Origin of the sequence: Arthrobacter sp. MYb229 (genome assembly GCF_002975405.1) — a bacterium.
Lineage (GTDB): Bacteria > Actinomycetota > Actinomycetes > Actinomycetales > Micrococcaceae > Glutamicibacter.
The window spans coordinates 1,124,335-1,146,985 of sequence record NZ_PCPS01000001.1 but is presented as its reverse complement, the minus strand read 5'-3'; the positions used below and the strand labels follow the sequence as shown (position 1 = coordinate 1,146,985).

Annotated in this window: 21 protein-coding genes; 14 read left to right on the top strand and 7 right to left on the bottom strand. The window is 63.9% G+C overall.

The window, feature by feature from the left end:
• Positions 1-6 precede the first annotated feature (6 nt).
• Positions 7-1,062, top strand: a complete 1,056-nt coding sequence (locus CQ019_RS05400) for a biotin/lipoate A/B protein ligase family protein (RefSeq protein ID WP_105569091.1) — start codon at positions 7-9, stop codon at positions 1,060-1,062.
• Between the two features lie 12 nt (positions 1,063-1,074).
• Here CQ019_RS05400 and pepN read toward each other — a convergent pair whose 3' ends face one another.
• Together pepN and CQ019_RS05390 are read right to left on the bottom strand one after the other, a co-directional pair.
• Positions 1,075-3,720, bottom strand: coding sequence for an aminopeptidase N (pepN, locus tag CQ019_RS05395; RefSeq protein ID WP_105569090.1), 2,646 nt, complete (start codon positions 3,718-3,720; stop codon positions 1,075-1,077).
• 53 nt (positions 3,721-3,773) lie between these two features.
• On the bottom strand, positions 3,774-4,508 hold the full coding sequence (locus CQ019_RS05390; RefSeq protein WP_105552078.1) for a FadR/GntR family transcriptional regulator: 735 nt from the start codon (positions 4,506-4,508) through the stop codon (positions 3,774-3,776).
• A 132-nt stretch (positions 4,509-4,640) separates the two neighbouring features.
• On the opposite strand from CQ019_RS05390, the gene CQ019_RS05385 reads away from it, so the two are divergent.
• From CQ019_RS05385 to CQ019_RS05355, 7 genes are all read left to right on the top strand, one after another.
• On the top strand, positions 4,641-6,257 hold the full coding sequence (locus CQ019_RS05385) for an ABC transporter substrate-binding protein (protein ID WP_105552079.1): 1,617 nt from the start codon (positions 4,641-4,643) through the stop codon (positions 6,255-6,257).
• An 88-nt stretch (positions 6,258-6,345) separates the two neighbouring features.
• Positions 6,346-7,302, top strand: a complete 957-nt coding sequence (locus CQ019_RS05380) for an ABC transporter permease (RefSeq protein ID WP_176484106.1) — start codon at positions 6,346-6,348, stop codon at positions 7,300-7,302.
• A 2-nt stretch (positions 7,303-7,304) separates the two neighbouring features.
• Entirely contained in the window at positions 7,305-9,299 is a 1,995-nt protein-coding gene (locus CQ019_RS05375; protein WP_374954776.1) for a dipeptide/oligopeptide/nickel ABC transporter permease/ATP-binding protein, read from the top strand.
• Complete coding sequence (locus CQ019_RS05370) at positions 9,296-10,099, top strand: ABC transporter ATP-binding protein (RefSeq protein WP_105569089.1); 804 nt, start codon at positions 9,296-9,298, stop codon at positions 10,097-10,099. The genes CQ019_RS05375 and CQ019_RS05370 overlap by 4 nt, the downstream gene beginning before the upstream one ends.
• A gap of 55 nt (positions 10,100-10,154) precedes the next feature.
• Positions 10,155-11,102, top strand: coding sequence for a dihydrodipicolinate synthase family protein (locus CQ019_RS05365; RefSeq protein ID WP_105569088.1), 948 nt, complete (start codon positions 10,155-10,157; stop codon positions 11,100-11,102).
• A gap of 2 nt (positions 11,103-11,104) precedes the next feature.
• The gene (locus CQ019_RS05360) at positions 11,105-12,049 is read left to right on the top strand and encodes an ROK family protein (RefSeq protein WP_105569087.1); all 945 of its coding nucleotides are present in this window, start codon (positions 11,105-11,107) and stop codon (positions 12,047-12,049) included.
• A 4-nt stretch (positions 12,050-12,053) separates the two neighbouring features.
• Complete coding sequence (locus tag CQ019_RS05355; protein ID WP_105569086.1) at positions 12,054-12,740, top strand: N-acetylmannosamine-6-phosphate 2-epimerase; 687 nt, start codon at positions 12,054-12,056, stop codon at positions 12,738-12,740.
• A 202-nt stretch (positions 12,741-12,942) separates the two neighbouring features.
• On the opposite strand, the gene CQ019_RS05350 is transcribed toward CQ019_RS05355, so the two are convergent.
• The gene (locus tag CQ019_RS05350; protein WP_258133871.1) at positions 12,943-13,368 is read right to left on the bottom strand and encodes an NUDIX domain-containing protein; all 426 of its coding nucleotides are present in this window, start codon (positions 13,366-13,368) and stop codon (positions 12,943-12,945) included.
• A 232-nt stretch (positions 13,369-13,600) separates the two neighbouring features.
• Positions 13,601-13,810: a hypothetical protein gene (locus tag CQ019_RS05345; protein WP_146112395.1), complete on the bottom strand. Its 210-nt coding sequence runs from the start codon at positions 13,808-13,810 to the stop codon at positions 13,601-13,603.
• A gap of 69 nt (positions 13,811-13,879) precedes the next feature.
• Here CQ019_RS05345 and CQ019_RS05340 point away from each other — a divergent pair, with 69 nt between their 5' ends.
• A complete protein-coding gene (locus tag CQ019_RS05340; protein ID WP_146112396.1) occupies positions 13,880-14,389 on the top strand; it encodes a hypothetical protein in 510 nt (169 codons plus the stop codon).
• A gap of 429 nt (positions 14,390-14,818) precedes the next feature.
• Here CQ019_RS05340 and CQ019_RS05335 read toward each other — a convergent pair whose 3' ends face one another.
• A complete protein-coding gene (locus CQ019_RS05335; protein WP_105569084.1) occupies positions 14,819-15,787 on the bottom strand; it encodes an integrase in 969 nt (322 codons plus the stop codon).
• Positions 15,788-15,912: 125 nt separating this feature from the next.
• On the opposite strand from CQ019_RS05335, the gene CQ019_RS05330 reads away from it, so the two are divergent.
• The 3 genes from CQ019_RS05330 (at position 15,913) to CQ019_RS05320 (ending at position 18,299) form a co-directional block, all read left to right on the top strand.
• Positions 15,913-16,221: a type II toxin-antitoxin system Phd/YefM family antitoxin gene (locus CQ019_RS05330; RefSeq protein ID WP_105552087.1), complete on the top strand. Its 309-nt coding sequence runs from the start codon at positions 15,913-15,915 to the stop codon at positions 16,219-16,221.
• Complete coding sequence (locus tag CQ019_RS05325; protein WP_219844237.1) at positions 16,218-16,784, top strand: type II toxin-antitoxin system RelE/ParE family toxin; 567 nt, start codon at positions 16,218-16,220, stop codon at positions 16,782-16,784. The genes CQ019_RS05330 and CQ019_RS05325 overlap by 4 nt, the downstream gene beginning before the upstream one ends.
• A 255-nt stretch (positions 16,785-17,039) precedes the next feature.
• Positions 17,040-18,299, top strand: a complete 1,260-nt coding sequence (locus tag CQ019_RS05320; RefSeq protein WP_146113323.1) for a DUF1648 domain-containing protein — start codon at positions 17,040-17,042, stop codon at positions 18,297-18,299.
• A gap of 120 nt (positions 18,300-18,419) precedes the next feature.
• On the opposite strand, the gene CQ019_RS05315 is transcribed toward CQ019_RS05320, so the two are convergent.
• Positions 18,420-19,376, bottom strand: a complete 957-nt coding sequence (locus CQ019_RS05315) for a GlxA family transcriptional regulator (RefSeq protein WP_105569082.1) — start codon at positions 19,374-19,376, stop codon at positions 18,420-18,422.
• Between CQ019_RS05315 and CQ019_RS05310 the strand changes: the two genes are divergently transcribed.
• Positions 19,369-20,052 carry an isochorismatase family protein gene (locus CQ019_RS05310; protein ID WP_258133861.1) on the top strand — a complete coding sequence of 228 codons (684 nt, stop codon included), beginning with the start codon at positions 19,369-19,371 and terminating at the stop codon, positions 20,050-20,052. The two genes, CQ019_RS05315 and CQ019_RS05310, sit on opposite strands and share 8 nt — an antisense overlap.
• A 97-nt stretch (positions 20,053-20,149) precedes the next feature.
• Positions 20,150-20,590, top strand: a complete 441-nt coding sequence (locus tag CQ019_RS05305; RefSeq protein WP_181148251.1) for a VOC family protein — start codon at positions 20,150-20,152, stop codon at positions 20,588-20,590.
• 50 nt (positions 20,591-20,640) lie between these two features.
• Here the strand turns inward: CQ019_RS05305 and CQ019_RS05300 are convergent, their stop codons facing one another.
• A complete protein-coding gene (locus CQ019_RS05300) occupies positions 20,641-22,650 on the bottom strand; it encodes an acyl-CoA dehydrogenase (RefSeq protein WP_105569081.1) in 2,010 nt (669 codons plus the stop codon).
• Position 22,651: the final 1 nt, after the last annotated feature.

The window sequence follows — 22,651 nt, the reverse complement described above, 5'->3', positions numbered from 1 at the left end:
CGTCCCATGAAGCATCATGGCGAATACAAGGTAGTCGGCGGCAAATTAGTCGTCGTAGATCTCGAAAGCAGCAACGGGGTGATCGCCAATGCTTCGGTGAATGGCGACTTCTTCCTGGAACCGGACGAAGCCCTCGAAGACCTCAATACGGCTCTCGACGGGCTGCCCACCGAAGCCAGCCACGGCACCATCCGCGACGCGGTCAACGCGAATCTGCGCGAAGGTGCGGTGCTGTTCGGCTTCGACGCCGACGCGGTGGCTCGTGCGGTACGCCGGAGCCTGGGCCACGCGACCAAATGGGAGGACCACCAGTGGGAAATCCTCGGCCCGCAGATCATCCCGGTAGCCGAACAGGTAGCACTGGATGAGGTGCTCACCCGGCAAATCGCCGCCGGGGAACGCAAACCCACCATCCGCTTCTGGGATTGGGACGAATCCGCGGTGGTTATCGGTTCCTTCCAGTCCCTAAAGAACGAGGTGGACATGGAACAGGCCAAGCACCACGGCATCAAGGTGGTCCGCCGCATATCCGGCGGCGGCGCGATGTTCATGGAGGCTGGCAACTGCATCACCTATTCGCTGTACGCCCCGGACTCCCTGGTCGATGGGATGAGCTTCGCAGACTCCTACCCGTTCCTCGACGACTGGGTAATGCAGGCCCTGGAATCAGTGGGCATCAAGGCGTACTACAAGCCGCTCAACGACATTGCCACGCCCAGCGGGAAGATCGGCGGCGCGGCGCAAAAACGCCTGGCCAACGGCGCGCTGCTGCACCACGTGACGATGAGCTATGACATCGATGCGCAGAAGATGGTCCAGGTGCTGCGCATCGGCCGCGAAAAGATCTCCGACAAGGGCATCACCTCGGCGGTCAAGCGCGTGGATCCGCTCAAGTCGCAAACCAGCCAGGACCGCTCCCAGCTCATCACCACGATGATGGACACCTTCGCCAAGCGCACCGGCGCCACCCGGGCGCAGCTCGATGCGCAGACGCGAAAGGCCGCCCAGGACCTGGCCGAATCGAAATTCGACACCGAGGCCTGGACGGCTCGCGTTCCGTAGAGCCGGGGTAATCTAGCGGCTGATCCGGCTGAAGGACTGCGCCTGCAGGCTGCGCTGAAGCTCTGCACGTTCCTCGATGAGGATGCGTTGCAGGGCGGCCGGCGCCGACTGGTTGGCCTCCAGCCAGGCGTTAGCCGCAAGCAGTGTCGGGTTCTGCTCCGGGTCGCCGGTCAGATCCTGGATGCCCGGATAGAGCCCCTCGATCACGCGCGTGGCGAATTCCATGCTCATCGTTTCGAAGACCGGCAGGATGGCCGCCCAGTAGCGCCGCTGGCAGTCGGCCAGGAGGCTGGGAGATCCCATGGCGAAACCTTGGGCGATCGCCGAGAGCGCGTCGTTGGACAGCGAACCGTTGTCGTCGTGGCCCATCAGCACCGTGTCGAAGGCGGCTTCTTTGACCGCGGCATCCGGGCGGGCGGCCAAGGCGGTGCGCACCGAGTTCTGCGCGACGCTGGTCGGGTTGGCCTTCGCCGCCTCATGCATCCGCTCCTGGGCGGCGGAGTCCAACCGGCCGGAGGCCGCGAGGGCAATATAGCTGGCCCAGCGCAGCTGCTCGTCGACGGTGACTCGATAGGGATTCGGTTCCTCGGCGAGGAAGGAATCGATGATCTCCGGCGCCACTCCGGAGCGCGCCAGACGGGCCAGCATGCGCGCGGTGGTGGTTTGCTGGTCGCTGCCGGAAGCGAAATCCGTGAGCCAACCGGTGAGCACCCGAGCCGCCTGCTCGCGCAGTGCCGCGCGAAGTTCCGGGGCGACATACTTGGAGATCGAGGTGGCCAGCTGGTCCAGCAGCACCGAGAACACCCCCGAGTCCTCGATGGTGTGGGCGTGCTCCAAAATCGCCGCCACATAGCTTTGCGCATCGAGTTTTCCCTGGCGGACCGCATCCCAGAGCGAGGCCCAGCAGGTGGCACGCGGCAAGGAATCGCGCAGCGCGCCCAGGTGCTCCAGCAGGGTCTGCAGCGAGCGCTGGTCGAATTCGATCAACGCGTAGGTTTCATCCCCGTCGTTGGGCAGCAACAGGTCCGGGGCGCGCTGGCCAACCAGGAAATCCAGGTCGACGCTGGCTCCCACAAGTTCCACGCGTTGGGATTCGCTGCGCTCCAAGATGCCGGCGCGCAGCGTGTAGGCGGCCACGCTCAGCACGTGGGGGCGGATGATCGGCTCGCCGCTGATCGGGTCGGTCCCGCGCTGCTCCAATTGCGCGGTGGTGATCAGGCCCGATTCGTCCACCGTGTAGTGCGCCGCGAGCTTCGGCACCCCGCTGGTCTTCAGCCAGGCATCGGCCCAACCGCGCATATCGCGCCCGCTGGCCTTTTCCAGGGCCTGCAGGAAGTCTTCCAGTGTGGTGTTGGCGTACGCGTGCTCGCGGAAGTAGGCGCGCGCCGCGTCGCGGAACGCCTCGGCGCCGACGAAGGCGGCCAGCTGCTTGAGCACGGACGCGCCCTTGGCGTAGGTGATGCCGTCGAAGTTCTGGTCTGCGGCCAGCAGATCCGGAATATCCGCCACGATCGGGTGGGTGCTAGGCATCTGGTCCGCCACATAGGCCCAGGCCTTGCGGCGGGCCGCGAAGGTGGTCCAGGCGGTGGAGAAGTCGGTGGCCTCGTCATTGGCCAGGGTGCCGATGTAGTCCGCGAAGGACTCCTTGAGCCACAGATCATCCCACCATCTCATGGTGACCAGGTCGCCGAACCACATATGCGCCATCTCGTGCATCAGGGTGTTGGCGCGTTGCTCGTGCTGGGCCTCGGTGGCCTGCGAGGTGAATACATAGCGTTCGGTGAAGGTCACCAGTCCGGGGTTTTCCATGGCGCCGAGGTTGTATTCGGGGACGAAGGCCGAATCGTATTTGCCCCAGGGGTAGGGGAAGTCGAAGAGTTCGTGGAAGTAATCCAGGCCCTGGCTGGTCAGCTTCAGGATCTCTTCGCCGTCGAAGTGCTCGGCCAGCGAGGCCCGGCAGGTGGCCGCCATCTCGATGCTCAGCTCTTCGCCGTCGGCCAATTTCTGCAGGTGCGTTCCGCGCACGACGTGGTAGGGGCCGGCGAGCACCGCGGTGATGTAGCTGGAGATCGGCGCGGTCGGCGCGCAGGAAACGGTTTTGCTGCCGTCGCCGTTGTTGACCTCGTCGAGGATCTGCTGGTTGCTGGCCAGATGCCAGCCTTCCGGGCCGGTGAGCGTGAAGCGGTAGCTAGTCTTCAGATCCGGCTGCTCGAAGCAGGCGAAGACGCGGCGCGCCTCGGAGGGCTCGAACTGCGTGTAGAGGTAGGTCTGCCCATCTTGCGGATCCACGAAGCGGTGCAAGCCCTCGCCGGAGCGGGAATAGCTCGAGCGTCCGGCGATCCGCACGGTGTTCGGTGCGTCGGTGCGCAATCCGCGCAGATAGATGCGGGCGTCGAGCACCGCATCGGCCACCGGGATTTCGGACCCGTTGAGCACAATGCTCTGGATCGACTCGTGTATGTAGTCGATGAAGGTTTCGCCGGAGGCCGAGGTGAAGTTCAGCGTCGTCACCGCGGCGAAGGACGTTTCCGCTCCGGCGGTGGCATTGCTCAGGTCAAGCTCGACTTCTGCGAAGTGCCAACTGATGTTGGCCGCGCGCCAAGCTGCCTCGTCGCGTCGCAGGTTCTCATTGGGTGCATAGCGTTCTAATGTGTCCACCCTTACAGCTTAGCTGTGAAATAAATGTTTGATAATGCCTCGGGGGATGGCAGTTATTTCGCCGCGGCGTGCATTCGGGCTAGCAGTTGGCGAATTCCCTGGAAATGCTCGGCCAGCAGCAGGCGGGCCTGCTCGATGTCCTTGGCGCGAACCGCCTCGAGAATCGCGCGGTGGGCCGCCGCGGTCTCCAGCAGCGTCGGCTTATCCGGCTCGGCCTGGCCGATCACGTCGTGGATCGAATGGTAGACCTCCCAGAACACGCCAAGCAGATTGCTGAGCAGGGTGTTATTCAGCGGCTCGAAGAGGATTCGATGGAAGTCCCGGTCCGCGTCGGTGAACATGTCGCCATCGACCGCCGATTGCTCCATGCTCACCACGCTGGCCTCCAGCGCAAGCAGGTGTTCTTCGGTCACCGCGCGGATGGCCTGGTCGATCAGCCCGGTCTCCAGGGCCTGGCGCACATCGACCAGCTCGCCGGCCTCGTGGCCGCGGTGGCGCAGCGACATCTGCCCGCGGAAGGAGAGCGAATCGTGCAGCGCGCTGAGCGTATTCTCCGCGACGAACATGCCAAAACCGTGCCGGGTGTCGATGATGCCCAGCGCCTGGAGCACCTTCACCGCTTCGCGCAGCGAATTGCGCCCCACGCCCAGCTCGGCCATCAAATCCTGTTCGGTGGGCAACGGGTCTCCGGGAAGCAGATTCCGTTCCAGGATCAACGCGGTGATATCGGAGGTCAGCGCCCGCAGGCGTGACTTTGCATCGGTGCGGCGTGGCCCGTTAGTTGTCATGAACTTCTCCAATTTTCCAATTCGCGGTTGTGAGCTAGTTGACCACCGCTAGTGATTACCATTACAGTCTAGGCTATAGATCGGACATCCTACGTCCGATGAACTGACTTTATTTCCTTGGAGGTGGCATCGATGGCACTTAACGAAGTGGCAAGTAAGCCCTATGCTCGTCGAGACTTTTTGAAGATTACCGGCATGGTCGGCGCGGCCGCGGCATTCTCCGCCAGCCTCGCCGCTTGCTCATCGGGCAGCAGCGCCGAAGGATCCGGCGGATCCGGGTCAGCTGCCGCCGCAGGCCTGCTCACCGCCGGCATTTCCTATGCCCTGTCCACCGGGTTTGACCCGATGACCTCCTCGGGGGCCACGCCCTACGCGGCGAACATGCACATTTTCGAAGGCCTGGTCGATCTGCACCCGGCCACCCGCGAACCGTATCTGGCGCTGGCCGCCGCCCAGCCGGTCCAGGTCGACGACACCACCTGGGAAGTGGCGCTGCGCCAGGACGCGACCTTCCACGATGACAAGCCGGTCACCGTCGAGGATGTGGTGTACTCCTTCGAACGCGTGCTGGACACCAAGAATGCCTCGCTGTTCGCGCAGTTCATCCCGTTCATCAAGTCGGTCAAGGCCAAGGATGCAAACACCGTTTCCTTCACCCTGAACTACGCCTTCCCGCTGTTCCCCACCCGGATCTCGGTGGTCAAGGTCGTCCCGAAGGCCATCGCCTCCAAGGACCAGCTGGCCTTCGACGCCACCCCGATCGGCTCGGGCCCGTACAAGTTCGTTTCCGCCACCAAGGACGACAAGATCGAATTCGCCAAGCACGCGGGCTACAACGGCAGCCAGGTGGCCACGGCCGAAAAGATGACCTGGTTCCTGCTCTCCGATGCGGCCGCCCGGGTAACCGCCATGGAATCGGGCCGCGTCCAGGCCATCGAAGACGTGCCCTACCTGGATATGGAGCGCCTGAAGGCAAAGGCCAGCGTGGAATCGGTGCAGTCCTTCGGCCTGCTCTTCTTGATGTTCAACTGCGCCGAGAAACCCTTCGACGATGCCAAGGTCCGCCAGGCCCTGCACTACGGGCTGGACACCGAATCCATCATCCAGACCGCGCTGCTGGGCAATGCCAAGGCCGCGACCTCCTATGTGCAGGACACCCACCCGGAGTACCTCAAGGCGGACACCGTCTACAACTACGATCCGGCCAAGGCCGAAGCGTTGCTGAAGGAAGCCGGAGTGGGCAACCTGAGCTTCGAGCTGAAGACCACTGACACCTCCTGGGTGAAGGACATCGCCCCGCTGATCCTCGAATCCTGGAACAAGATCCCGGGCGTCTCGGTGACCATGCAGAACCTGCAGTCCGGTGCCCTGTACGCAGACAATGTGGACTCCGGGAAGTTCACCGTGGTCGCCGCCCCGGGCGACCCATCGGTATTCGGCAACGACCTGGACCTGCTGCTGTCCTGGTTCTACCGCGGAGATGTCTGGCCTAAGTCCCGCTTCCGCTGGAGCGGAACCAAGGAATACAAGGACCTGCAGACGCTGCTCGACCAGGCGGTCAAGGCCGAAGATGCGGCCAAGGCCAAGGAAGCGTGGGGCAAGGCCATCAACCTGATCGCCGCCGAGGTGCCGCTCTACCCGGTGCTGCACCGCCAGCTGCCCACCGCCTGGAACCCCGATGCGGTCGAGGGCTTCGCGCCGCTGCCGACCACCGGGGTGTCCTTCGTCGGCGTATCGCCTAAGGCCTAGCCGCACCGCCTGGCCGGGCACCGCCTTCGCGGGCGGAGCCCGGCCAGAGACGAGCCACATTCACTTCCCAACCCAACGGAGTCCTTGCGTGGGAAATTTCCTCAACCTGCTGCTACGCCGCCTCGCGGCACTGCCCGTGATGATTCTGGGCATCTCGCTGCTGGTCTTCATCATCCTCAAACTCGCCCCCGGCGACGAGGCAACCAGCGCCCTGGGCGAAGGTGCCTCGGCGGCCGCCAAGGAAGCCTACCGGGAAGAACGCGGACTCAACGATCCGATCTTCATCCAGTACTTCGCCTTCCTCGCCCGGCTGATCCGGCTGGACTTCGGCAGCACCACGCCGCCGGCCCAGTCGGTGAGCACCATGATCCAGGGCGCCTTCCCGCTGACCTTGCAGCTGACCTTCCTCGGGGTGGTCATCGCCGTGGTGATCTCGCTGGTCTTCGGTGTGCTCGGCGCGCTCTACCGCGACAAGTGGCCGGACCAGCTGGTGCGCATCTTCTCCATCGCCGCGATCGCCACCCCATCCTTCTGGCTGGGCATCCTGCTCATCCAGTGGTTCGCCCTGGGCGCGAACCCGCTCTTCCCCTCCGGCGGCGCCGCCCCGGCTGGCGGCGGCTTCGGCTCCTGGCTGAGCCATATGGCCCTGCCCGCGCTGGCCCTGGCCATCCCGGTCTCCGCCTCGCTGACTCGCGTGGTGCGCACCTCCATGGTCGAGGAGCTGGACCGCGACTACGTGCGCACCGCCATCGGCAACGGCGTGCCCCGCAATGAGGTGGTCAGCCGCAACGTGCTGCGCAACGCACTGGTCACCCCGGTGACCGTGCTGGGGCTGCGCATCGGCTACCTGCTCGGCGGCGCGGTGGTCATCGAGATGATCTTCTCGCTGCCCGGCATGGGACAGCTGATCATGAACGGCATCACCAATCAGGACACGAACCTGGTCCAGGGCGTGGTGCTGACCATCGCGATGACCTTCGTGCTGGTGAACATCGCCGTCGACCTGTTGTACCTGCTGATCAACCCACGTATTAGGACGGTGTAGCGATGACCATCATGGCCCCACGCAACAATCTGGTGCAACGCCTCAGCGCGGGCGGCAGCCGCTTCCGCGCGCTGACCCTGGGCTCCAAGATCTCCTTGGCTTTCCTGGTCCTGGTGGGCCTGCTCGCGCTGCTGGCCCCGGTGCTCGCCCCGCACGATCCGCTAGCCACCGGCACCCCGGCCCAAGCCCCGGGGGCCGAACACCTCTTCGGCACCGACCGCCTGGGCCGCGATATCCTCTCCCGGCTGCTGCACGGCGCGCAGGCCTCGCTGCTGGTGGGCCTCGGCTCGGTGGCGCTGGCCCTGGTGCTCGGCGGGCTGCTCGGCGCCCTGGCCGCCACCAGCAGCAAGTGGGCCAACGAGACGATCATGCGCATCATGGACATGCTGATGGCCTTCCCGGGCATCGCCCTGGCCGCCGCGCTGCTGGCCTCGCTGGGCAACTCGCTGCCGGTGATCATCCTGTCGATCGCGATCATCTACACCCCGCAGATCGCCCGCGTGGTCCGCGCCAACGTGCTCGCCCAATGGGGCGAGGACTATGTGCGCGCCGAACGCGTGATCGGCGCCGGACGCTTCTTCATCCTCGGCACCCATGTGCTGCGCAACTGCGCCGCCCCGGTGATGGTCTTCGCCACCGTGATGGTCGCCGACGCGATCATCCTCGAAGCCTCGCTCTCCTTCCTCGGCGCGGGCATCCAGGACCCGGCCCCGAGCTGGGGCAATGTGATCTCCTACGGCCGCACCCTGGTGCTCAACGGCGCCTGGTGGGCCACCACCTTCGCCGGCCTGACCATCCTGCTCACCGTGCTGGCGCTGAATATCCTGGCCGAGGGCATGACCGACGCGCTGGTCAACGTGAAGGGCGCGGGCAAGCCGCGCGCCAAGAGCGCAGAGCGCTCGGCCGTGGCCAAGGCGGCCACCGACGAGCACGCCCACGAACGGCTGCGCCGCGAACTGGACCTGCTGGCGCGCACCGAATCCCAGCGCACCGACCGGCTCGTCTTGGATGAGGCGGATCCGCGCACCATCCTGGAGGTCAAGAACCTCTCGATCCGCTTCCCGGACCGTTACGGGGATACGCAGATCGTGCAGGACGTGTCCTTCACCGTGCGCGAAGGCGAAACCATGGCGCTGGTCGGCGAGTCCGGCTGCGGCAAGTCGATCACCTCGCTGGCGATCATGGGCCTGCTCGGCCCCGGCGCGCAGCTGTCCGGGTCGATCAGCTTCGAAGGCAGGGAACTGCTGCCGGCCACCGCCGACGGCGGCACGCTGGCCGGGGACGACAAGGTCTACAAGGGATTGCGCGGCGAGTCGATCGCGATGGTCTACCAGGACGCGCTCTCCAGCCTGAACCCCTCGATGCTCATCGGCGAGCAGCTGCGCCAGCTCACCCGCCGCGGCGGGCGCAAGAGCCCCGAAGAGCTGCTGGCGCTGGTGAAACTGGATCCGCGGCGCACCATGCGCTCCTACCCGCATGAGCTCTCCGGCGGGCAGCGCCAACGCGTGCTGATCGCCATGGCCCTCTCGCGCCGCCCAAAACTGGTGGTCTGCGACGAGCCGACCACCGCGCTGGACGTCACCGTGCAGAAGCAGGTGGTGGACCTGCTCAACGAGCTGCGCGAGCAGCTCGGCTTTGCGATGGTCTTCGTCAGCCACGATCTGGCCCTGGTGGCCTCGCTGGCCCACCGGGTCACCGTGATGTACGCCGGGCAGGTGATCGAGGCCGGCCCGATCCGCGCGGTGCTGGCCAACCCGCAGCATGAATACACCCGCGGCCTGCTCGGCGCGGTGCTCTCCATCGAATCGCAGGCCGAGCGCCTGCACCAGATTCCGGGCACCGTGCCCAGCCCGTACGACTTCGTGCCCGGGGACCGCTTCGCCGAACGCAGCCAGCGTGCCGACGCGGACCCGCACCGGGCCACCAGCTTCGTTCCGGTGCCCGAGAATCCCGAACACCGCTGGGCCAGCCATGAGAATGCAGGAGTTAACCGATGAGCACCGACAACACGGCAGTGATCGAGCTGCGCGGCATCCACGTGCACCACAAGATCCGCGGCGGCAAGCTGTTCTCCCCGCGGCTGATCAAGGCGGTCAACGGGGTGGACTTCTCCGTGGCCCGCGGCGAAACGGTGGGCATCGTCGGCGAATCGGGCTGCGGCAAGTCAACCCTCGCCTCGGTGCTGGTCGGCCTGCAGGAACCCACCAGCGGGCAGGTGCTCTTCGCCGGAAAGCCGGTGGGCAAACGCAACGCCGCCGGGCGCAAGGCCTTCGGCCGGGCCGTCGGAGTGGTCTTCCAAGACCCGGCCACCGCGCTGAACCCGCGCATGAGCATTATGGACACACTCACCGACCCGTTGCGCGTGCACGGCATCGGCAACGCCGCCTCGCGCACCGCCCGCGCCCTGGAGCTGCTCTCCGTGGTCGGCCTGCCGGCCTCGGCCGCCACCGCCCTGCCCAGCCAGGTCTCCGGCGGGCAGCGCCAGCGCGTGGCCATCGCCCGGGCACTGGCCCTGGAGCCGGAAGTGATCGTCGCGGACGAGCCCACCAGCGCGCTGGACGTCTCGGTGCGCGCCCAGGTGCTCAACCTGCTCACCGACCTGAAGGCGCAGCTGAACCTCGGCATGGTGTTCATCTCCCACGACATTCAGACCGTGCGCTACGTTTCGGACCGCATCTGCGTGATGAACTCCGGCGAGCTGGTCGAGGAAGGCAGCGCCGCGCAGGTTTTCGACGCGCCGACCAACGAATACACCCGCACCCTGCTGGGCGCAGCGCCCTCGCTGCTCCAGCTCTAGGCACCCACAATTTCAGGGCCCGAAGAATTGGGCCACAAGTAGAAGGATCAGTTACGTGGCATTTCTTAATAACCCGAAGTACACCGGCGTCATCCCACCGGTAGTCACCCCGCGCTCGGCCGACGGCCAGCTCGACATCCCATCCCTGCAGCGCGTGGTCGAACACCTGATCGCCGGGGGAGTCTCCGGGCTGTTCGTGCTCGGCTCCTCGGGCGAGGTGCCCTACCTGTCCAACGCCGAACGCGAGCAGGTGATGCGCGCCATCGTGGCCGCCAACGCCGGACGCGTGCCGATCCTGGCAGGCGCCAGCGAGCAGACCACCGTGCGCACCATCGAGGAAGGGGCGCGGCTGCTGGCCCTCGGCGCCGACGCGCTGGTGGTCACCACCCCCTTCTACGCGTTGAGCAACGCCGCGGAAATCGAGGCGCACTTCCGCGCGATCAAGGCCGCGCTGAACGTGGACATCTTCGCCTATGACGTGCCGGTGCGCACCCACCACAAGCTGCCGCTGGACGTGGCAATCCGCCTGGCCAACGATGGAGTCATCGTGGGCGTGAAGGATTCCTCGGGAGACGACGTGTCCTTCCGCCAGCTGCTGCTGGCCACCCGCGAGATCGAAGGCTTCTCGGTCTTCACCGGCCACGAGGTCGTCGTGGACGGCGCGCTGCTCGGCGGCGCCCACGGCGTCGTGCCGGGTCTGGGCAACGTGGACCCGGCTGGCTACCGCCGCCTGTTCGACTTGGCAGTGGCCGGCGATTGGGCCGGAGCCGCCGCCGAACAGGACCGCCTTTCCTCCCTGTTCAACATCGTCTACACCCCGGATTCGGCCCGTGTCTCCGGCGGAGCCGCAGGCTTGGGCGCCTTCAAGACCGCGCTGGTCGAGCTCGGCGTGATCGCGGCGAACACCATGAGCGTGCCGATGGAAGCGCTGAACGCGCAGGAGGCCACCGCCATCCGCGCCATCCTGAACGAAACCGGACTGCTCACCGCGGCGGCCAGCTAAGCATGAGCGAACTCCGCTTCGGCGCCGGCGCGGTGCTCGCCCTGGATGTGGGCGGCACCAAAATCGCCGGCGCCGTGCTGGATTCCCGCCGGCAGATCATCGCCACCGGCCAGGTGCCTACCCCCGCGAGCGCTGGAGCGCCGGCGGTGCTCGACGCGATGGCCGGGCTCGTGACGCAGCTGCGCGGGAAGGCGAGCGAGGAAATTCTGGGCCTCGGCCTGGGCGCGGCCGGAGTCATCGACCCGGCGAACGCGCAGGTCGCCTCCGCCACCGATACCATCGCGGGGTGGGCTGGAACGGATTTGCGCACCGAGCTGCTGGCCCGCACCGGGCTGCCGGTCCGCGCGGTCAACGACGTGCACGCCCACGGGCTTGGCGAGGCCCGCGCTGGCGCCGGACGCGCGGCGAAGCAGGTCTTGCTGTTCGCGGTCGGCACCGGCATCGGCGGAGCGCACCTGGTCAACGGTCAATTGCTCTCCGGCGCGCACCATGTCGCAGGGCATATGGGGCACGTCGACTCGCCGCTGGCGGCCGGGCTGCCCTGCTCCTGCGGCCGCACCGGACATGTCGAAGCCATCGCCTCGGGTCCGGCAATCCACCGCCACTACCTCCGCCTCGGCGGAGATGAAGGCGTCTTGGACACCCGCGAGCTGACGGCTCGCGCGGGGCAAGGCGATGAGCTCGCCCGCCGTGCGCTGCAGACCGGGGCCCTGGCCGCCGGCATGGCGCTGGCCTCGCTGGGCAACGTGCTGGATCCGGAGCTGATCATCGTCTCCGGCGGGATGGCTGGCGCCGGAGACCTTTGGTGGCAGGCGCTGCGTGCCGGCTATGCCGCCTCGGCCATCGACCCGCTGGCGCACACCGCAATTGTGCCCGCCCAACTGGGCAACGACGCAGCATTTTACGGGGCGGCCAGCTTATTCTGGCCGGCCAACGAGAGGAAGTAGCGACATGCTGCTCAGCAAGTCACAGCAAGAAGCCCTGCGCGGAGGTTTGATCGTCTCGGCGCAGGCCTATCCGGGCGAACCCATGCGCAACCCGCAGACCATGGCGCAGGTCGCCGCGTCCGCGGTGATCGGTGGGGCGGCCGCCGTCCGCGTGCAGGGAATCGCGGATATCCAATTCACCCGTGCGGCGGTCGAGGTGCCGGTAATCGGCTTATTCAAGGATGGCCATGAGGGCGTGTTCATCACCCCGACGATCCACCATGCCGTGGCCGTGGCCCAGGCCGGTGCGCACATCGTGGCGCTGGACGGCACACGCCGCGAACGCCCCGATGGCAAGTCCCTGAAACAAACCATCACCGCGGTGCACGAACAAACCGGTGCACTGGTGATGGCCGACTGCGGGTCGCTCGACGACGCGTTGGAGGCCGCCGCGGCCGGCGCCGATCTGATCGGCACCACACTGGCCGGGTACACCGGCGAACGCGCCAAAACCGAGGGCCCGGACTTGGAGCTCCTCGCCTCGATTGCCTCCGCGGGGCTCGACCGGCCGCTGGTCGCCGAGGGACGCATCCACACCCCGGCGCAAGCCCGTGCCGCGCTGGATGCCGGAGCATTCTGCGTCGTGGTCGGTACCGCGATCACCCACCCGGCGAGCATCACCGGATGGTTCGACGCGGCGCTGCGCGCATAACAGGACAGCCTTCCGGCCAAGGACCTTTCGGAGCCAGAGAACTAGCCCTATCGCCGCGGCGAAGCGCGCGTAATCCTTGGACCGGAGGGCACGCGCACATCCGCGTGCCGCCTCGGAGACCGAGGCGCAACTTCGACGATAGATATTGAGGCATTCCACTCCCATGGAGGTGCCCAACCCTTGGCGGCGGATCCAGCGTAAATTACTGCGCCATGAGGGAGTTGGCGGCAATTATGGCCGGAAGGTCGTTGCCCAGCCGCTCTAGGATGTAGCGCTCGTGCGGAACAACTTTGCCAGGCAGCTCGCAAAGGTCGAACCAGGTAAGCGCCGAGGCTTTATGCGGCTCCATAATCTGCGGCACACCCGTCCACGTGGTGCATTCGAAGAAGAAATCGATTCGACCACCGGCGGTTTCGTTGCTGGACTGCGGCCGGTGGACGGTGGTGAGCGGCTTGAGCTGCATGGCATCCAGCTCGATCCCGAGTTCCTCACGCGTCTCACGAACCGCAGCTTGGATGGCCGACTCACCCGCTTCGACATGACCTGCGGCAGCGGTTGACCAGTAGCCGTCTAGATAGCCCGTGCCCTGCCTGCGCTGCAGAAGAACTCGATGCCTATCGCGAACGATTACGTAGCTTACTGGTGTGAGCGCATTCCTATAATTAATGTGAAATCACTGCCTCTGCGTGTTTAGTTCGTTGGCCACGGGGCTAACTAGCCGAAGGGGAGACGCTGGCAAACTTCGAGCAATTAAGTGTCCGCGTGGAGAATTTGGTTCACTCACCAATCGCGAGATTACCTGCCGCTTCATGGCTACGCCGTAACCGCTGAGCGTACTAGTGATTCAACTAATTAAACAGCTAGTTTGCCAGCCTCGTGAAGAGCCCGAGTGCAAATACCACCGTGAAGAACAGTGCGATCCAGAATGCGATGATGGACCAGTTGCTAAAAAACTTGTCCTCTTTCGAATGGGTTCGCTTCCGGTCCTGGCGTTCCCCGAGGTAAGTCCCAATAAATACCAGCGCCAAAAATAATGAAATAAGCGTTGGCGCTAGCATGGTCTTTCTCATTCCGGTAGGCTAAAAGGTGTTGCTGCTGATCTTAGCAGGAAGATCACTCGATACCGATGGGAGGTGAAAATGACTAAAAGCCTAGTGGATACCGACAAATCTCATATCGCATGCCCTGCTGGAACTCGATTTTTATTCATTCTCGCCCCTAGTTTGTCTATCGCTTTGACGCTGCTGGCTTATTGGCTGGCCAGCCCGTGGATTCCGGACCATGTGGCAATTCATGTCGGACCGGACGGGGTTGGCTACGGATCAGCATTGCGCATGTTCGTGACCTGTTGCATCATCGCGACGGTGGCATTCATCGTTGGAGGTGTCACCGCGAGGGGATTCTTCGTGTCTGGACACTGGTATCAGATTGAAAAATCGATCGTCGTGTGCACGGAATCATTCGCCTATGCAGTGCTTGGTGTTGGGCTTGGGTCAGTTATGAGCACCTTTGGACAAGAACCCAATGGTTCCAACGCCCAGAGTGCGGGTATCGGACTATTGTCGTTTGTGCTCGTTTTTATCGTCTTTGCCACCGTATACGTCCTAGCGCTTCCAAAAGGGCGCCTTGAAGAGCTCGACACCGCATAACTCACAACAGTTCTCGCGCACGCTCGTGAATGCGCTGAGGCGCGTTACTTAGCGGCCTGTGGCTGTGCTTCGGGCAGGACTACTTCAGTCAAGTTGCTTACTCTCGTTGATGCTTGGGCAGGTGGATGACCGGTGGTGTTGTATCTCGGACTACTCCGGTCGCTGGGGGGAGCCAGGGACCGGCAGGTCCGTCCGTCTCCGGTGTCCATCACGATGGAGTGCGGCAGGCACGGATCGACTTTTTCATACCATCCCGGCAGTTCCTTCGCCTTGTTGCACCGGATTGGGTGTCTCTTAAATTGTGTGTCTTCGGGCTATTTTCGGAGTAATGGCCCTGTTGCGTCATGTCAATACCTCCGGGAACTCTGATACGTTGCGTCAGATGAAAACGTCCGGGAAACAGGTTTCTCATGATGAAGCCTTTCTCGCCTACCGGGCCGAGGACCCGGACTTAGATATCGACAATCGCTCAAGGCTGCCGGTCAACCCAAAGATCTGCTGCGACAACGCCATGACCCGTATCTTCTTGAACTGCCCGTTCATCCGAATCACTGGCATCTTCTTCACTTCCGGATGCGCTACCGCACGCTGGTGAGCAGTCGCCGGCCGGACATGCACCTTGATGCCCTTGGCCCCTTTGCGAGTCTTGTGCAGCAGCTTCTGCTGCGGCAGAAGATAGTTTGTGAAGGTCCGGTCCAGCTCCCAAATCTGATTCAGCAATACCAGCTCTTCGGGACTGTCATAGCGCTGGTAACCCGCGAGCTCACGAACCCGAGGCCAGTTCTTCTGTTCCACGTGCGCCCCGTCGTTCTTGTTCCCTGACCGGGAGCGGGAGCGGGTGGAGCAGAATTCGCCTTGGCTGTTGCCGCCTTCATGGCCCACCAAATCGATCTCGACAAATCCGGGTACCGCGTCATCCCATTCGGCCCACGTGCGAATGGGAATTTGGGACTTGAGCAGCGAGCCAGGCTTGGTATGGGACCTGCCATGAAGGATCATCTTCCGGCGTTCGTTAGCCAGGCGCCGGTCGATCGTTGACGCGCTCATCTTGATCAGCAGAGCGGCTTGATCGTCAGTGACGTCCAGGGCTTTCTCGGCGCGCAGCATCGGCACCAGAAACGGCATGGAAGCCGTCAGCAGTTTCGACGCTGGGCCACGCAGGACGGCCCAGCACGGGATCAGGCCGGGTTGCAGGTCGGCCGGGTAGGTCGGTTTCCTGCCTGCTCTGATGATCCGTGGTTTGGCGGGCTTCAGTGCTTCTCGCAGGGCGCAGCGGGCGTAGGCGCGGTGCCAGCCGGTGATTTCGACCAGTTCATCCAGGATCCGAGTTTTCCCGGCTTTAGCGCCGAGCCGGTAGCTGTTCGCGAGTTGTTTGGTGACTTGTTTGAGTGCGCTCATTGTCAGTCCCATGCTGCTGAGCAGATACCCGCAGAGTCCGAGAAGCAAGAGGTACTTTGACGGAGGTTTATTACGAGTCAACGCGCCCACTAGAAAATCTAGGTAGAAATCTATATAGTTTTCATATGACTACTTTGAGTATCACCGAAGCATCACGCGCGGGACTTTCTGCGCTTGTCGCCGCCGCCGAAGAAGGCCGGGATACCCCTTTGTCGCGCCATGGCAAGGTTGTGGCCGAAGTCGTTTCCGCCAAGGAAATCGCTCAGCTGCGCCATGACCGTGACACCCTCCGCGATGCTGCGCTGGTGATGGCACGCTTTGCCACCGATAGCGGCGTACGCACGACTCTTGACCAAGCGATGGAATTCTTTGATTTGAACCGCGCAGAGCTTGAGGCGGAAAATGCCGAAGAAGCCCAGTCTGATAATTCGTGAATCAGCCTCAAGAGCGCCTGTGCATCGTCCGGCTAACTGATGACGCAGTATCTGATTTGTACCGTCTTCACAACAAGGATCCGCAGATCGTGCGATCCGTGTTCAAGAAGATGCTGCTGCTCGAAAAATCTCCTGAGGCTGGCGAGCCTTTGCTCGGTGCGCTAGTCGGTTTCCGCAAGTTGGTCGTTGGCGATCGCGACTGGAGAATCGTATGGCGCATTACCGAAGACGCATCCGGCCGCCTAATTCTTGATATTTCTGAGGTCTGGGCTGTTGGCGCCCGTTCGGATGGCGAAGTTTACGATGAGCTCACCTCACGGGTCGCACGCATGGGCGATGACCCGAAGATTCAATCGCTCAAAGACGTCATTGTCCAGATGGGACGGCTCTACGAATCCGTTGAAGCCACACCTGAACCCGCACGGGGATCTGTCCTGCCCGAGTGGATGGAAGCTGCGCTCATAGAACAACTTCATCTGTCCGCACAAGAGATTTCAGGACTGAGCGAACAGCAAGCCCAGCAAAGACTCATGCAGCATTGGTCCCGTAACGCTGAGAGCTAACCCATCCGCCGGCACCGCCGAGCTCAACGGCAACCGCTTGGTTCCGTATGGCAGCTCAGCCAAGAAGAAGAGGGGCAACTTTCCGCTGGAGCGTAGGGGGTAATTAAAGCCTTCCGATCTTCGAGACAGGGGAGCGTGCAGGCGCCAAGCCTATGGCGCAGGAAGGGATGCCGCGGAATTTGATGCCGGCGCTGAAGAAGCGTTTGCTCTCGGCAAGAGATCGCATCCGGATTTGCTGAAGCAAGCATCGCCGAGTTGGAGCGGATTGCCATCAAGGCATTAAATGCCGGATTCGATTCATCCTGGGGCGAGCGTCATGGCTTTGGGAGCTACGAGCGGATCCCTTGCCGCGTTACTTTCGGCACTCGTCTTGAAGTCCTTCCAGTGCTCGACAAGGGATCCTCAGATTATTGTAAGACTCCTATTTCACTTGGTAGTGTTCATTCTAATGAATGGGCTTTAGGGTCTGGTAGGCGAAAGGGCGCCGTGGCGGAACAGAAGAAGACGTACAGCAGAAATTGGGCTATCGGAAGCATCGTCGGGTTGCTGGTCTTGGCGCTGAGTGCTTGCGGGTGGATGTACAGCGTGCAAGGCCGATTACCTGCAAAGCTTGCGGTTCATTGGAACGGCAGGGGGGAGGTCGACGAGTTTGCCACGCTCGCCAATGTGGCCATATCGACCGTGCTGCTGACGGTGTTTGTTGGCGTTGCCATATGCTGGTCGGCGATTTTGCTGCGTGCGCATTCGCTCATGCTTGCACGCATCGGACTGGGCTTCGGCGTAGCCTTGAGTTCCATGGTTGCCGGTCTGTTCCTCGCCCTCGTAGCCGGCCAAATCGATCGCGTGACCGCAGAACATGCTGCGTTTTCCAGCCCGGTGATTGCCGGAGCCATTGTCGCTTCCGTCCTGGCAGGATTTGCAACCGCTATGGCCTACCGTCCCGAGGAGATCGTGCGCGAGCAAAGCGTGGAAGCTGTTCGGGCCGATGAACTAGCCAATGATCCGGATTCCTTGGCATCAAGAACCCAGGAGGAGCGCGCTGCGCACCGCGTAGTCCACGAAATCCCGTTGCGGGTGACGCCGCTGCGCTATCTGCTGGTGGCGTTTGCGCTGCTGGCGGTGCTTGTCGGCTGGTATATGGATCAGTTTTACATCGTCTTTTCCTCGATTGTCGCGGGAGCCATCTGCTGGATCTTTTTCGCCGGGACCTTTGTGGTTGATTCGGCGGGAACCCGGTTCGTGGCCTCCGGCTTTTGGAAGGTTATGAAGCTGGACTATGCCGGCATCAAAGGCGTTCATATCAAAGACATCAAGGCGTTGGACTACGGAGGCTGGGGATACCGATCGGATATTTCGGATAGGGGATTCATCACCGGCGATGGTCCCGCGGTGCTGATCGATATGGGCTACCACCAGCAGCACGTCATCTCCATGCCCGACGTCAAAACTGCAATCGAAACCGCCGCGCTGATCAATGCCTACCGGGCGCTGGAAGCGGCGAAGAGCAGCAACTAGGCGGGCCCTGGACTATTTCAAAAGCTCTTGCAGAGCGTCACGCTGCTCGCGTTGCGCAGAATTGCTGCTGGAACGTCTCGATTTTCCGCGGGCAGGCCGGTGGTAGCCAGGGGCTCCGTTCTAGCCCCGCAGCTGGAAAGCCTTGCGGTATTCCGCCGGGGCCACTCCCTTGATCGCCCGGAATCTCTGGCGGAAGGAGACGGGTGTCGCATAGCCGACCGCCCGTGCGATCTCGGCAATGGAGTTGGTGCTGTCCTCCAGCAATTGGCTGGCCTCATCGACGCGCCACCGCATCACCCATTGCTGCGGTGTGGTTCCCGTTTCCGCAGCGAAGCGTCGAAGAAAGGTCCGTTCGGACATGCAGGCGCGCCTGGCATAGTCAGCGGCGGTTCGGGATTGGCTTGGATCTTCTTGCAACAGGCTGCGCACGGCGTGAAGTGCTTGCCCATCGGCATCCTTGAGGGCTACCGGAGTGCGGACGAATTGTGCCTGCCCTCCGGCGCGGTGCGGTGCCATCACCATGGAACGAGAAACCGTTGTGGCGATCTTTCCGCCGCACAACTGGCGGATCAAGTGGATGCTCAAATCGATGCCCGCGGCCACGCCGGCCGATGTCCAGACGCGATTGCCGCCGACGAAGAGCGCCGAGGGGTCCACCTCGACTTGCGGAAATCGTTGGGCGAATTCATCGGCCAAGGCCCAGTGCGTGGTTGCGCTCTGTCCATCCAACAGGCCGGCCTCCGCCAAGACGAAGGCGCCCGAGCAGAGCGATGCGACGGTCGCCCCCCGTTGGTGCGCTTCGCTGATGGTTCGCAGGTATTTGGCATCTGGAATGCTGCGGGCGTTGCCTAACCCGGGGATCAGCAACACGTCCGCGTGTGCTGCCCACTCGAGGGATCCATTCGCGGCGCAGGTAGCCCCGTCGGTCAGCTCTACGAGCCCCGATTCAGCGGAGCATCGACGAAGCTCCAGATCCAAGGGCGGCGACGAGATTCGTTCGGTTGCCCAGGTCTCGGAGACGATGGCGACGTCAAAAAGTCTAGATCCTGGCATGAGCAAAAGGGCTACGGTGAGCATCACCCAATTATATGGCGGTAAATCATCGAACAGTGTCAAAACTGCCGCTCACGGTATGCGCCTTTCCGGCGGCAAAGTAGTAACCATGAATGAAATCAACATCGACCAATCCGCGCCATCGGCACATCCTGCACTGGTAATGATCGACGTGCAACAAACTTTCGACTGTGCCGAGCACTGGGGGAGGCGAAACAACCCCGAGGCCGAAATGAATATGCAAAGGCTGCTCGCCTGCTGGCAAGAGCGCGGTTTGCCGATCGTCATCGTCACCCACACTTCCAAGCTCATCGGTTCAACGTTCCACCCGCAGCACGCAACGTCGAAGCTGAAGCCGTTCCTGGCACATGTCGTTCCGAGCGTCAGGATCACTAAAACCGTGAATTCTTCGTTCTACGGCACCCCGGATCTGGCAAGTTGGCTCACCGGGCAGAACATCAGCCACATCGTCCTGTGCGGCATACAAACCAATATGTGCGTGGAGACCACGGCGCGGATGGCCGGAAACCTGGGCTTCAACACGCAGGTGGCCATCGATGCCTGCCATACCTTCGATCTCGCAGGCGACGATGGCTTGAAGATTAGCGCCGAACAGCTCACGCAGGTGAGCGCCACCAACTTATCGGGCGGCGGGTTCGCCTCGGTCGAGTCGACCGCGTCGATCATCGGGCGGCTATGACTTCTGCTCAGCAGAAAACCTGAGCAGCTGTGGTGCCCGGCGCCGGGCGGGCGTAGCATGTGGACTTGCGCCATACGAAACCCGAAGGGATTGCGCCATGCCACGGATCAAGAAGTTCGACCATGTGGGAATCACCGTCGCCGATCTGGATGCGGTGACCAAATTCTTTGTGAGCCTGGGGATGCACGTCGCCGGGCGCGTGGACGGGATGGAGGGCGAGTTTCTGGAAACCGTCTGCGGGATCCCCGGATCGCGCACCAATGTGGTGATGCTGCTGGCCGAGGACGGTGCCGCGGGGATCGAGCTGTCCAGCTTCGAACGGCCCGAGCACGGGCCCGGACAGCCGCAGGCGATGGCCAACGAACTGGGCATCCGCAACGTCGCCTTTGAGGTGGAGGACCTGCGCGGCATGGTCGCCGGGCTGCAGGCCGAGGGGTATGAGCTGGTCGGCGGCATCGGCGAGTACCAGGACAGCTGGCAGATGGCCTACGTGCGCGGGCCCGAGGGGATCCTGGTTGCGCTCGCGCAGCCGATTTAAACACAGCAGCCCGCCGGCGGAGCAATCCGCCGGCGGGCCTGCTTGAGCAGCTAGGCCTTGGCCTTCTTCAGTGATTTCTCGCTGACCGGGGCCTGGCCGCTGGCGCGCAGCTTGGCGAAGTACGCCATCGCCTCATCCTGGCGTTCGGCTTCGATGCCGCTGGAGATCTCCGCGCGCAGGTGCTCCTGGGTGTAGCCGAAGGCGTCGACCAGCTCCTGGGCGTGCGGGCGCAGGCGGGCGAGCAGCCGGTTGATGTAGCCCGGCAGGGTGCGTGCGCGCTGCATGGACAGCCGGCCGTGCCCCAGGAACCAGCCCAGATCGTCTTCGATCACGCTCAGCGCGAAGACGTCGCGCAGCCAGGTGAGCACCTCGCGGGTCGGCTCGTCGGAGATCTTCTCCAGCGCGGCGGTGAACGCCTCCCAGCGCAGCAGCTCGCCGTGCGCGCGGGCGGCGGCGATGAGCAGCTCCTGGTTCTCGTTGAAGGCGTTGGCGGCCTTGAGCTTGTCCTTGCCGGCGGCGCGCAGCGCGGTGGCCACCTCGGCCACCTTCGCGTTGATCCGGTCGGTGAGCAGTTCGCGCTGGTTCTCCGGATCCTTGAAGAAGTTCGCGCTCTTGCGCTCATCGGAGATGTCCACGAAGGCCTGGCCGACGCTGCGCAGCCCCGAGCGGTGCAGCGCGGTGGTGCCCACCTGCTTGGCCACGTAGCGGGCCATCGCCCCGGTATCGAGCTTGCGGAATTCCGCGGCGTAGTCGGTGAGCAGGCGCTTGCCCACCAGCTGCAGCAGCACGTTGTTATCGCCCTCGAAGGTCACGTAGACGTCCAGGTCCGCGCGCAGCTGGGTGAAGCGGTTCTTGGCGATGAAGCCGGCGCCGCCGCAGGCCTCGCGGGCCTCCTGGATGGTGTCCAGCGCATCCCAGGTGCTCAGCGACTTGAGCGCCGCGGCCAGGGTTTCCAGGTCCTGGCGGTCCTCGTCGGTGTCCTCGCGGCCGGAGAAGACCGCGTCGAACTTGTCCAGCAGCTCATCGTGGGCGAAGCTGGCCGCGTAGGTGCGTGCCAACCGGGGCAGCAGCCGGCGCTGGTGGCGCTGGTAGTCCAGCAGCGTGGTCTCCTCGGTGTCCGAGACGCTGTTGAACTGGCGGCGCTGGTTGCCGTAGGTCACCGCGATCTGCAGGGCCATCTTCGCCGCGCCGGTGGCCGCGCCGTCCAGCGAGACGCGGCCCTGGACCAGGGTGCCGAGCATCGTGAAGAAGCGCCGGCCCGGGGAGGAGATCGGGGAGCTGTAGCTGCCGTCGGCGGCCACGTCGCCGTAGCGGTTGAGCAGGTTGCCGCGCGGGATGCGCACCTGGGTGAAGTGCAGCCGACCGTTGTCGATGCCGTTCAGCCCGCCCTTGAGCCCGTCATCCTCGCCGCCGATGCCGTCCAGGAACTCGCCGTTGGCATCGCGGATCGGCACGTAGAAGCAGTGCACCCCGTGGTTGACGCCGTTGGTGATCAGCTGCGCGAACACGGTGGCGGCGGTGCCGTGCAGCGCGGCGTTGCCCAGAAATTCCTTCCAGGCCGCGGCGAAGGGGGTGTGGATGATGAATTCTTCGCTGTCCGGATCATAGGTGGCGGTGGTGGCCACCGCGGCGACGTCCGAGCCGTGGCCGATCTCGGTCATCGCGAAGGCGCCCGGGACCTGGAGGTTCATCGCGCCGGGCAGCCACTTGGCGTGGTGCTCCGCGGTGCCCAGATGCAGGATGGCGCCGGCGAACAACCCCCACTGCACCCCGGCCTTGATCTGCAGCGAGGGGTCCGCGGCGACGAGTTCCTCGAAGGCGGCGATGGATCCGCCGTGGTCATCCTGCCCGCCGAATTCCTTCGGGAAGGCGCGCTGCACGGCCTGCTGCTCGACGAGGATCTTCAGCTGGCCGAGCACCTGCTCGCGGTGCTCATCCATGGACCACGCGGGATCGCGCTGCAGCTTCGGGTCCGCGGCGCGGGCCCGGGAGGCCTTGCGGATCTCGGCGTAGGGGCCGAGCAGCTGTTCGGCGAGGGCTTGGACATTGATGCTGGTCATA

Bases quoted from the DNA above. Each gene is read 5' to 3' on its own strand.
- CQ019_RS05400 (WP_105569091.1), top strand. From the start codon at position 7: ATGAAGCATCATGGCGAATACAAGGTAGTCGGCGGCAAATTAGTCGTC.
- CQ019_RS05355 (WP_105569086.1), top strand. From the start codon at position 12,054: ATGCTGCTCAGCAAGTCACAGCAAGAAGCCCTGCGCGGAGGTTTGATC.
- CQ019_RS05305 (WP_181148251.1), top strand. From the start codon at position 20,150: ATGCCACGGATCAAGAAGTTCGACCATGTGGGAATCACCGTCGCCGAT.
- CQ019_RS05335 (WP_105569084.1), bottom strand. From the start codon at position 15,787: ATGAGCGCACTCAAACAAGTCACCAAACAACTCGCGAACAGCTACCGG.
- CQ019_RS05385 (WP_105552079.1), top strand. From the start codon at position 4,641: ATGGCACTTAACGAAGTGGCAAGTAAGCCCTATGCTCGTCGAGACTTT.
- CQ019_RS05370 (WP_105569089.1), top strand. From the start codon at position 9,296: ATGAGCACCGACAACACGGCAGTGATCGAGCTGCGCGGCATCCACGTG.
- CQ019_RS05390 (WP_105552078.1), bottom strand. From the start codon at position 4,508: ATGACAACTAACGGGCCACGCCGCACCGATGCAAAGTCACGCCTGCGG.
- CQ019_RS05330 (WP_105552087.1), top strand. From the start codon at position 15,913: ATGACTACTTTGAGTATCACCGAAGCATCACGCGCGGGACTTTCTGCG.
- CQ019_RS05340 (WP_146112396.1), top strand. From the start codon at position 13,880: ATGACTAAAAGCCTAGTGGATACCGACAAATCTCATATCGCATGCCCT.
- CQ019_RS05360 (WP_105569087.1), top strand. From the start codon at position 11,105: ATGAGCGAACTCCGCTTCGGCGCCGGCGCGGTGCTCGCCCTGGATGTG.
- CQ019_RS05315 (WP_105569082.1), bottom strand. From the start codon at position 19,376: ATGCTCACCGTAGCCCTTTTGCTCATGCCAGGATCTAGACTTTTTGAC.
- CQ019_RS05300 (WP_105569081.1), bottom strand. From the start codon at position 22,650: ATGACCAGCATCAATGTCCAAGCCCTCGCCGAACAGCTGCTCGGCCCC.
- CQ019_RS05375 (WP_374954776.1), top strand. From the start codon at position 7,305: ATGACCATCATGGCCCCACGCAACAATCTGGTGCAACGCCTCAGCGCG.
- CQ019_RS05345 (WP_146112395.1), bottom strand. From the start codon at position 13,810: ATGAGAAAGACCATGCTAGCGCCAACGCTTATTTCATTATTTTTGGCG.